This window comes from Streptomyces albipurpureus (assembly GCF_023701525.1).
Lineage (GTDB): Bacteria > Actinomycetota > Actinomycetes > Streptomycetales > Streptomycetaceae > Streptomyces > Streptomyces albipurpureus.
In genome coordinates, this window is the sequence record NZ_JAMQAW010000062.1 from 1 (window position 1) to 10,879 (window position 10,879).

4 protein-coding genes are annotated in these 10,879 nt (G+C 65.9%); 3 read left to right on the plus strand and 1 reads right to left on the minus strand.

What is annotated here, in order from left to right; translation table 11 throughout:
- Nucleotides 1-4,615 (minus strand): RHS repeat domain-containing protein (locus NBG84_RS40845; RefSeq protein WP_285368505.1); only part of this gene is annotated, 4,615 nt, incomplete at its 3' end.
- 417 nt (nt 4,616-5,032) lie between these two features.
- Here NBG84_RS40845 and NBG84_RS33710 point away from each other — a divergent pair.
- The 3 genes from NBG84_RS33710 to NBG84_RS33720 form a co-directional block, all read left to right on the plus strand.
- Nucleotides 5,033-9,484, plus strand: coding sequence for an FG-GAP-like repeat-containing protein (locus tag NBG84_RS33710; protein WP_250923481.1), 4,452 nt, complete (start codon nt 5,033-5,035; stop codon nt 9,482-9,484).
- Between the two features lie 524 nt (nt 9,485-10,008).
- Entirely contained in the window at nt 10,009-10,287 is a 279-nt protein-coding gene (locus NBG84_RS33715) for a VOC family protein (protein WP_250923482.1), read from the plus strand.
- A gap of 306 nt (nt 10,288-10,593) precedes the next feature.
- A partial coding sequence (locus NBG84_RS33720) for a hypothetical protein (RefSeq protein WP_250923483.1) occupies nt 10,594-10,879 on the plus strand: 286 nt, incomplete at its 3' end.

The window sequence follows — 10,879 nt, forward strand, 5'->3', positions numbered from 1 at the left end:
CCTCGCCGGTGTTGGTCCAGGCTTCGGTGATCCGGCGCAGTGCATCGAGGGCGAAGCACTGGGTGTCGGTGGTGCGGGAGGTGTCCTGCCCGTAGGCGGTGGCGATCTGCTTGATGTTGCCGGCCGGGTCGTAGTGGTACTGGGTGTCCTCGATGCGCTGTGGCGCGACCTCGCGGTCCTTGTATGCGCGGGTCAGGTTGCCGGTGTGGTCGTCGAATTCGTTGGTAATGAAGAGTTGCCGCGCGAACTCCCCGTACTCCAGGCGGGAGGTGCGGCCGTAGTGGTCGTAGGTCGCTGCGGAGATGAGGGGATCGTTGCCCGCGTAGACGCTGTCGAGGAGACCGCTGGTGTTGTAGGTGGTCGAGACGGTCTCGGCGGGCAGGCCGCCGATGGCGGGATGCTCGGTGGCTACGGGCTGGCCGGTGTTGTCGGCGAAGAAGGTGAACCACTCGTACTGGACTGCCGGCTGGCCCGTGGCACCGGGGACGGTGACCATGGTGGAGGCGGGCTGGTAGAGGTCGCCGTACTCGGTGATCTCGCTGATGTACGCGTTGGTGCCGTCGTAGCGGGTCGCTGAGGTGGGCTGTCCCTTGGCGATCGTGTCGTAGGTCCACGCCGACAGGGTGGTGGTGCCCTTCTTCAGCGCGGTGCGGCGGCCCAGGGCGTCGTAGGTGGTGTCCAGGGTGGTGTTCCGGGCGTCCTTCACCGCGATGGCGCGGTCGCCCTTGTCGTACGTGGTGACGCTGGTGCCCTTGTCGGGGTCGTTGGTCCCGGTTTGGCGGCCCCGGACGTCGTAGGTGTATGTCCATGTCGCGTTGGACGGGTCCTTGACCGTGTGCAGGCGGCCGTGTTGGTCGTACGTGCGGTCGGTGGACTGGAAGGCTGCCGGCCCGGTGCCGGTGTGCTGGCGGAGCTGGGTGGTGCGGCCCAGTGCGTCGGTGACCGTCGTGGTGGTGGTGCCGCCTTGGGGCGGGACGACGGTGGTGGTGTCACCGGTGTAGCTGGTGGTCGTGCGTTTGGTCTCGTCGCCGAATTTCTTGTCGATCACCGCGGTGGGGCGGCTCGCGCCGTCGAAGACGGTCTCGGTGGAGGCCGGATACAGGGTCTCCTGGCCGGTTACCAGGACGGCTGCGGGTGCGCCGGCGGCGAAGTAGGTTCCGGAGGCGAGCCATGCCTCACCCCGGGTGTTGTAGAACGTCTCCGACACTAGGCGGCCGGCGTTGTCGGGTGACTTCGCCTGGGTCTGGCGGGGGCGCAGGAGCCCGTCGTGGAAGGCGTAGCTGGTCTGGTACTCGGAGTTGTGGTCGAGGACCCGCGTAGTGACGACTGTGGGGTTGTTGTTGCGGACCAGGTAGTCGAATGTGTAGTTCGGTGCGTTCGGGAAGGTCGCTGCCGAGCGGGTGGGGGTCCAGACCTTGGTGGCACGGCCGAGCGCGTCGTAGGCGGTGGTGGTGACCTTGCCGTTCGCGTCGGTGGTTTTGATTGGCTGGCCGCGCAGGGGGTCGAGGAGCTCGGTCATGGTGTGGTTGAGCGGGTTGGTCACGACGGCTGTGGTCGGCGTCTCGCCCGTGGCGGGGGTGAAGGCGGTGCTGGTGACCTTGGCGTAGGCGTCGGCGACCTTTAGCGCACGGCCGTACTGGTCGGCGCACAGTTGGTTGGCGTTCGTGCCGCAGGTGCTGGGGACGGACATGACGGTGTCGTAGGCGTTCCCCGCGCCGTTGATGCGGTCACTGGCGGTTATCAGCCCTTTGGTGGGAGCGGTTCCGAAGGTCCCGCCGTCGTAGAAGGTGCGGATGTCGTCGGTGACGTCGGCGGGGCGGTTCACGGGGGCGTTGCACAGGGCCGCGACCGTCTCCACTCGGGAGACGGTGCTGAGGATCCAGGCACTGGTGTTTCGTGCGTACTGTGTGGTGGTGCATTTCTCGTCGCCGGGCTCGGCGGTGTCGCCGTGGTCGGAGACGTTAGTGACCATCCCGTAGCTGTCGAAGTCACGCGTGAGCTTGGTTGTGCGGAATCCGCCGGTGACGGTGGTGCGGGTCTCTTCCGCTTCGGTGCCGGTGAGGTACGCCTCCAGGTCCGGCAGCCCCGTCCGGGCACGCGTGGCCGTGCGAGCCGAGCGCCACGGGGTGTAGGAGGTGGCGGTGACGAGGGCGCCGCCGTCGCCGTTGTAGGTGGCACTCTCGCGCAGCATGCCGGCGAACTGTTCCCGGTCGGTCACGGCGATGCCGGCGGAGTTGTTCACCGCGGCGCCGTCTATGCCGCGGAAGTAGCGGGCCTCGGAGAGGGTCTTGGGGGTGGCACCCGCGCCCTTGCGGGTCTCGACCTGGTAGTGGCCGCGGGCTATGGAGTGGGTGCGGTCGTCGGCCTTGGTGAACTCATCGGTGCTTTTGGCCCATTTGGCTCCGCCGACGTAGGCGTACTCGGTGACCGTGTCGGGCGTGGCGGCTAGGTTGTCGTCCTCGATGACGCGCTGCGCGGCATAGGAGTTGAACCAGTCCATCCGTGCCGTATCGCCTTCGAAGGCCCACTTCACCGGGTAGCAGCGGGTGCTGTTTGTGCCGTCAGTGGGCGGGGGAGCGGACGGTGTGCAGCCGGGGTCGAGGTAGTCGACCCCGATCGCCCCGCCGGTCTCGGTGACGATCTTCGACATCCGCAGGCGGATGAATGGCGCGAGGCCGTCGCCGAGGGCATCAACGCGGTTGGGTTTCTGCACTCCCTCGAAGGTGACGGGCGGCAGAGCGACGGTGCCGCCGGCCTTGCCGGTCCTCGTGATGGACTTCAGCCACATCGGGGTGGATACGCCGTCACCCGAGGGCGGGAAGTTCTGTGTGAAAGCCCAGGAGTCGACGTCCTTGTACACACCACCGACCAAGACCTTGGTCGAGATGCCGGTCAGACGCTTACGCGACCAGAACGTCGGTGAGTACTGGTCAGTGCAGGCAGTGGCCCCGTCCTTGCAGTACTGGTCGAACGGCACATCGGGCCACTTCGCCGCATTCGCCTGATCGAAGGTGCCGCAGTTCGTCAGACACCGCTCTTCCACCCCGAAGTGGACCTGGCCCATGGCCTTCGCGGAGTACGCGGAACCGGAGCGCAGGCCGTAGTCGATGCGGTCCAGGTAGCCGTTCCGAATGTAGGGGGTGACGGTGGAATTGCCGGTGGTCTCGGAGACGTTCCGGCCGTAGTTGTTGGACTCGGTCTTCCAGTAGTACGCCATGGCGTTCCCGCGCGGGTCGACGACGTAGTCGAGCTGCCAGCGCCACGCCTGCTGGCACCAGGCGGATGCGAACGAGGCGTTGTAGCAGGGCTCGCCGGTCTGGTTGCCGAACACCGGTTTCGTCCAAGTCGAGTTGGTGACCGGATCGTCGGCGGCGGTACCGTTGTCTCGCCAGCCGGGCAGTTTGTTGAGGCCGAAGAAGTACTGGGTGCCGTCGGTCGATGTGATCTTCCAGTGTTCGCCGACACCGTCGACCCCGGCGGTCCCCGAGTCGGGGTTGGAGGCACCGGTGAGCTTCTCGACCTTCTCGCCGGAGTCGTTGGCGGGGTGCCAGCCCTTCACGCTGTCGTGGACGAGTTCGGTGCTCTTCCCGCCAAGGGACAGGGTGGCGTTGTCGTTGTACCAGCACAGGTCGCCGACCTTGGCGGTGTTGGTGCCGCCCTGCTTGTCGTCGTTGCACGGCTTGTAGCGGCGCTCGATGAATCCGGGTTCCCAGCTCCAGCCGTCGCCGATCCAGCCCGGTTGGCTGTTCGACGCGGCTGTGCGCCCGTCCACGGACTGTGAGTTGTAGTCCATCGAGATACTTGGCTGAAGGCCACCGGGCACGGAGGGGACACCGATGGGGTAGGACCAGGTGAACGCCCCTGTCGACCCGCCGGCAGTCCATGAGCCGGAAGCCTGCAGGTCAGTCGCCTTGTAAGTGCCCGTCAAACCCGAATCGCCCGCAGTGACCGCAAGGACCGCTCCTGCTGCTGCGGACTGGCCGCGAGGCGCACGGCCGACGGCGTCCGCTGTCCCCGGCACCACGACGGTGGCCGAAAGGGTGCCGCTCTTGGTCTTGTTCGTCGTCGCCAGCGGTGTGCCGATGCGGCAGGCGGGATTGTCCGGGGTGATCAGCGCACAGGCGGGGAGCTGGACCAGACGTAGGCGGGCGGCCCAGTCGCCGCCGTAGGCGCCGCGGAACGTGGTGTAGTCCACCTGGACGTGAGCGCTGCCCGGTGCTGTGGCGTCCGGGCGGGCCACGGAGAACAGGATCCCGTCCACACCCGCCTTGCGGGTCACGGCCATGTCGGCGAGGGTGACCTTCACCTTGCCCGGAGCCTGTGCGGCGGTGCGGCTCTTCGTGGGTTTCGCGGGTATGGAGCCGATCGCAACAGGGAGGCCACCGGCTCGCTGCGCAACCGAACCGGTGGCAGTTGACGACGCGGCGATGTCCACGATGGCGCTGCCCGGGGCGGGCCAGGTGACCTTCGGCGGCTTCCAGGTCCGGGCGGCGGCGTCAACGGGCCGCTTCGTGCGGCCGGCGGTCATCTTCTTCACCGCCACGGTCGGCGGCTGCTTCAACGAGGGAAGATCGGGCCCTTCCGTCGCCGCCACTGCGGCGGTTGTCGCTGCCATGCCCGGCAGCAGGCTAGCCACCAGGGCAACAGTGACAGCCCCCACCCATCCACGCACGCCGAAACGGCTCACGCCTCCACCCCTCGCACAGCTGTCGAAATTCCGCTGAACATAACAGTCTGACTATGGGTCAGGGAACGATGTCGACCGAACTATTTTCATAGGGAATCAACAAAGGGGAGCGGAACGCCACCTTGACAGACATGGACAGTCTGTGATGGCGACTCCACTGCCATATTGGCTGTTCAGCGAACTGTCAAGAGGGCCTTCGGGGTTGTGCGCCATGTCAAGCTTCACCGATCCTTCACGTGACGCGCGGGTGCCAGTCCGGGTACGGGGCCAATACCGGAGAACCTGACGGCGAATTACCGAAACAGAGTTCGCGCGAAAATGACACATTAAGAAAAGAGGGCTGGAATGGCGTTCCTACCAGGAATGGGCGGAATTCCTCCGCGTAAACGGAGATCCCGTCTGCTGTGCGGAATCGTTGTAGGTGGAGTTCTCGTCTCAGGGCTGATAGCTGGCCCCTCGCACGCTGTCCCACAGGAGGCATCCGGCCTGGCCGGCTCGGTTCCCGCACTGCCCGACCCCGTCGCCGACGGGTCGCTGAGCGAGGAGGACAAGGCACTTCAGGACGCCCAGGCCTCGGGCCAGCCGGTGGAGTTGATCTCCGCGCGGACCGAGGGAAGTGACACCTGGGCGCAACCGGACGGGTCGTTCTCGGTGAAGCGTCACGGAACGGCGGTGCGGCTATGGCGGGACGGCAGCTGGGTGGCGGCCGATCCGACGCTGAAGTTCGCCCCGGACGGTTCGGTAGTGCCGACTGCGGCGTCAGTGGCGGTGAAATTCTCCGGAGGCGGCACCGGCCCGATGCTGACCGGGGTGAAAGACGGGCGTACGCTGTCGCTGACGTGGCCTCAGCCACTGCCCTCACCGACCCTGGCGGGCAATGTGGCCACCTATGCCGAGATCATTTCGGGCGTGGACCTGCAGCTGAAGGCCGAAGTGGAGGGCTTCTCACAGCTCCTGGTGGTCAAAACGGCTCAGGCAGCGGCCAACCCCGCTCTGGCCCAACTGCAGTTCGCGATGGACACTGTAGGTCTGTCCGTTTCCAAGGACGCGGACACCGGCTCACTGGTGGCCACCGATCCCGTCGGACAGACCGTGTTCACCAGCCCCACGCCGCTGATGTGGGACTCCAGCACCCCCACCACGCCAGCGGCACGCAGTCTCGCGGCAACTTCGGGGCCGGGGGACATGTTCGAGCCCGGTGCGGGCGCCACGGACGCGCAGATGACCACCAGCGTCAGCGGCGGCACGCTGACCATCGTCCCGGACCAAGGACTGCTTACCGGCACCGACACCACCTACCCGGTGTACATCGACCCGAGCTGGGCCTGGGGTGAGAGACAACACTGGGCCCGCGTCTACAAGGCCTACCCCAACACCTCCTACTGGGACTCCAAGGAAGACGTGCGAGTCGGCTACGAGGCCGAGACCGGCGGGTCGAACCGGATCTCCCGCTCCTTCTTCCAGCTCGACACCGGCGACGTCATAGGCGCACAGGTCAAGGACGCCACCTTCCGGATCCGCAACACCTGGTCCTGGTCCTGCCAGAAGAGACCCGTCCACCTTTACCAGGTCGGTGACATCACGAAGAAGACAACCTGGAACAACCAACCATCCAAGATCGGCACCGTGCTGTCCACGGTCAACGACTCCAAGGGGTGGGGCAGCGACTGCGCCGCCGGAAACCTGGAGTTCGACGCCACGGCTGCGGTCCAAGCCACAGCCGCGGACAACGAGCCCAGCGTGACACTGGGCCTGTACGCCGGAAACGAGACGGACACCCACGGCTGGAAGAGGCTCGACCCCAAAACAGCCACCCTGGAGATCAAGTACAACAAGCCGCCCAAGACCCCCACCGGTCTGGGCACCAACCCCCGCACCAGCTGCACCGCCGGTGGCGGCATCGGCAACACCGCAGTCAGCCTCCACGCGAAGATCGACGACCCGGACGGCGGCAACCTGACCGCACAGTTCCAGGCCTTCCGCGCCGGATCAAGCACACCAGTCAACGACACAAGTATTCCCGCCATCAAAGGCCGAGTTGCCACTGTCGTCCTGCCCTCCGCGAGCACCCCCAGCGGCGAGTACACCTGGAGAGTCCGCGCCAAGGACCACGACGGCCTCTCCTCAGCCTGGAGCACCACCTGTGAATTCAGCCTCGACCGCACCCGGCCGAGCAGACCACCCGTCATCAGCTCCAAAAACAACAAGTACCCCAACGGCGAACAAGGCTGGCCCGCGATAACAGGACCGTCACGCACCGAAGCGGAGTTCACCTTCTCCAGCAACGGCGTCACCGACGTTCAGACCTACCACTGGTGGACCGACAGCGACCCCGAAGGCGGCGACGCCCCCGCCAGCACGCCCTCCGCATTCGTCACACCCCCGACATACGGCCCGCACCTGGTCTACGCCTACAGCGTCGACGAAGCCGGCAACCGCTCCGACACCGCCACCTACCTGTACTACGCCACCCGCGCCCAGGCACGGGACAAACCCGGTGACCTCAACGGCGACGGCTTCAAGGACATCTGGAACACCGACACCAACGGCACCCTGCTCACCTACGCCGGAAACGGCAACCGGGAGTTCTCCTCCGCCACCCACGGCGGCGGGACATTCCCCGGCCAACAGGTGACCTACAACGGCGACTGGGACCAAGACGGCGACAACGACCTCATATCCCTCGAACACAATGAGAACACCAACAAGAACCAGATGAGGGTCTACCGCAACAACGGCGGGGGCGTCATCAGCCGTGACAACTTCATCGGCCTCACGGTCAAGTGCCCCGTGCCCAGACCATCCGGCCGGTGCAAGGGAGAACCAGGCTGGACGGGTGACGACCACTGGCACAACGCCCAACAGATCGCCACAGACGCCAACCTCAACGGCGACACCTATCCCGACATACTCGTCAAACAAGGCCAGTACTTGTGGGTCTACTACGGCAGCCGGTCCGGACAACTCGACGAGACCCGGCCCCGCCCGGTCCTCGTCGGCGAGAGCGACTGGAACGCATTCACCGTCATCGTCCCAGGCGACCTCAACGACGACAGCATCCCCGACCTACTGCTGCGCCACAACGCCACCGGTGACCTCTACCGTTCCTACGGCAAAGCAGACCCCAACGGCGTCCTAGACGCCGCGGCCTGGGGCAGCGCTGCCAGCCGCGTGAAGATCGCCACCGGTCTGATGCCGCAGAGTCTCTACCCCACGATCGGCTCCTCCGGAGACCTTGACGGCGACGACGTCCAGGACGGCGTAGACGACGGCGACCGCATCCCCGACATATGGGCCCGCAAAAGCGACAACAGCCTCTTCGGCTGGCGCGGAGTGAAGACCGGCGTCCACTACAGCGGTCTCGGATCCTCCTTCCTCATCGACGGAGTCAACGGCGGCCTCCGCATCCCCTCCGGCACCGTCCTCACCAGCGGTCAGTCCCTGACCTCCGACTCGGCCAAGCTCACCATGCAGGCCGACGGCAACCTCGTCATCACCTCCAACTCCAACACAGTCCTCTGGTCGAGCGGCACGGCCGGCAACAACAACGCCAAAGCACGAGTGCTCGCCAGCGGCAACCTCGCCGTCTACACCGCCGACGACAGCACCCAACTATGGAGCACCAACGCCAATGCCCCGGCCGGCGACGGCTACGCCCTCCTCCAAGACCGAGGCAGTCTCGTCGTCTACAACGCCAAAGGCCAGTCCCAGTGGTCCAGCGGCACAGCCGTCCGCAATGACATCAACGGCGACGGCCGCAGCGACATGGTGGAGTGGTACGACTACACCACCGGCAACGACGCCATGCACGTCTTCAAAGGCGCCCCGGACGGCGGTATCGAAGCACCCCACACCGGATTCGCCTCCCCTGAGGGCCAATGGACCGCAAGCCGGATGAAGAGGGTCAACGGCGACTTCAACGGCGACGGACACGGCGACGTAGCGATCATGTACTACTACGCCGACGGCACCCACAAGCTCTGGACCTTCCGCGGCCAGTCCAACGGCACCTACGCGGCACCCTTCAGCTCATGGGTCTCAACAGGCAACCGCTGGGGCGCCATCAACCGCTCCACCCTCCAGGCCGGCGACTTCAACGGCGACGGACGCGACGACATCGCAGCCTGGTACGACTACGCCGACGGCAACGACACCCTCTTCACCTTCACCTCCAACGTCCGCGGCGGCTTCAACAAGCCCTTCGCCACCTGGACCTCCACCACCTGGACACGCCCACTGACCAAGATCACCACAGGCGACTTCAACGGCGACGGACGCGACGACATCGCGGGCTTGTACAAATACGGAGCCGGCGGGGTCAAGGTCTGGCACTTCCAGGCACTGCCCACCGGGGGGTTCGCCGCCCCCACCGTCGCCTGGACCCACGACACCTGGGGCGACTGGAACCTCACCCACATCCACGCCGGCGACTTCAACGGCGACGGCAAAGACGACATCGCCACCTGGTTCGACTACCCCGACGGCAGCGACACCATCCACACCTACGTCAGCCTCAGCACCGGCAACGGCTCCTTCGCCCCACCCAAACAAGCCTGGAGCACTCCCGCCGGATACATGACCTACCAAGCCATGCAAATGATCCCGGGCGACTACAACGGCGACGGACGCGACGACCTCGGCGCCATGTACGGCTACTCCAACGGCACCGTCAAAATGCTCACCTGGATCGCCAACCCCGACGCAACCTTCCAACCCGTCAAGACCAGCTGGGCATCCGCCACCCCCACCTCCTGGGAGTTCGAGAGAAACCAGTTCATCAACCGCTACACCACCTGACAGGACGCATGTTCACTGATAGGTGGCCCACGCCACCTACTTCACAGGAGCACAGAGCCGCCCCGTCCGCTCCCTGAGCTGCTCTCCGGCTCCTAGCTACTACCAGCGCAGGCGGTACTCCCCGAGCGTCCATCACCACCTCGACTACCTGGTGGTACAACCCAAACGACGCCGAGGTCCCCGGCCCGATGGCCGGGGACCTCGCCTCAGTCGTGCTGCTGGACCTGATGCGGCACTCGCCTCATCAGGTCCAGGCGGGTCTCCAGGCCCGAAAAGTCATCTCCAGAAGTCCAGCCAGTAGTCGGCCGGTGCATACAGGCGGGCGAGTTCGCCGACGGCCCCTGCTCAGTCTGGCACGGGCGAGAGCACGACGGACTGTGCGGCGCCAGGGATCAAACAGTAGGACAGCCTCGTGGGTCTGGAGCAGCCACAGGCTGAAGGAGAACTTCCGTAGCTGAGTTTGCCGGGGCTTGCGTCGCCCACGCTGTCCTTCTCGTTCCGCATCACCGTCTAGGAGACGCCCAATGCGTTCAACAACGCTCGTCATCTACACCCATGACCTTGAAGGATGCCGTGACTTCTACGCCGGTTTCGGTCTGCCTCTGGTCCGGGAGAAGCACGGGTCCGGCCCGGTGCACTACGCCGCCGAGTCGGCCGATGGGTTTGTCTTCGAGGTCTACCCGGCCAAGGACCAGCAGCCGACTGGGCGCGCCCGTCTCGGGTTCAGTGTGCCGGCCGGGCCGCTGCCGGTCGGCTGCCGGTCGCCGTGCACCAACTCAAGGACCCCGACGGCCGGATCGTGATCGTGACCGCAGAACCCGACACCCCAGACGACGAAGTCCGGCAGGCCGCCGCCGACATCGTCGGCGCATCCGGCGCCCAGGCGACCCCGTGACGCCCGGGGAACCCGAGCCTCGCGAACCTCCCCAGGACCTGTCTGCCGCTGCTCACGGCGGGTTCCGTCGCCGGGTGGGCCCGGTCGACCATGAGGTCTGGAACCTGCAGGGCCAACACCGTCGCTGGGTTTCTCGCCCGTTTCGGATGGAGAGGCGGCGTTCCACCGCAACATCTCCTTATCCGTCGGTACTAAGCCCGCGGCATCAGAGCGGTTGGTCAAAGCACCCGGCGTCATCGACTGGGCGAAGTGCAACAACAACCCCGCAGGGCACACGCTGCCCGGGACCGTCCTCAATCGGTTCGAATTCTGCCGTTGGGGGTTCAACACCGCCACCAAGCTCAACGGCCAAGGGCAGATCGAAGGGCAGGTGAAATTCAAGGAGACGGAGGTCGGTTCGGGGTCGAACTCTGAGCGGACGCTCTCGATCTACCTTACTGATCTTTTTGTAAGTTCGGTGGGTGTGGTGGGCGTGTGGGTGGGAGGCTGTCGGGGTGGCG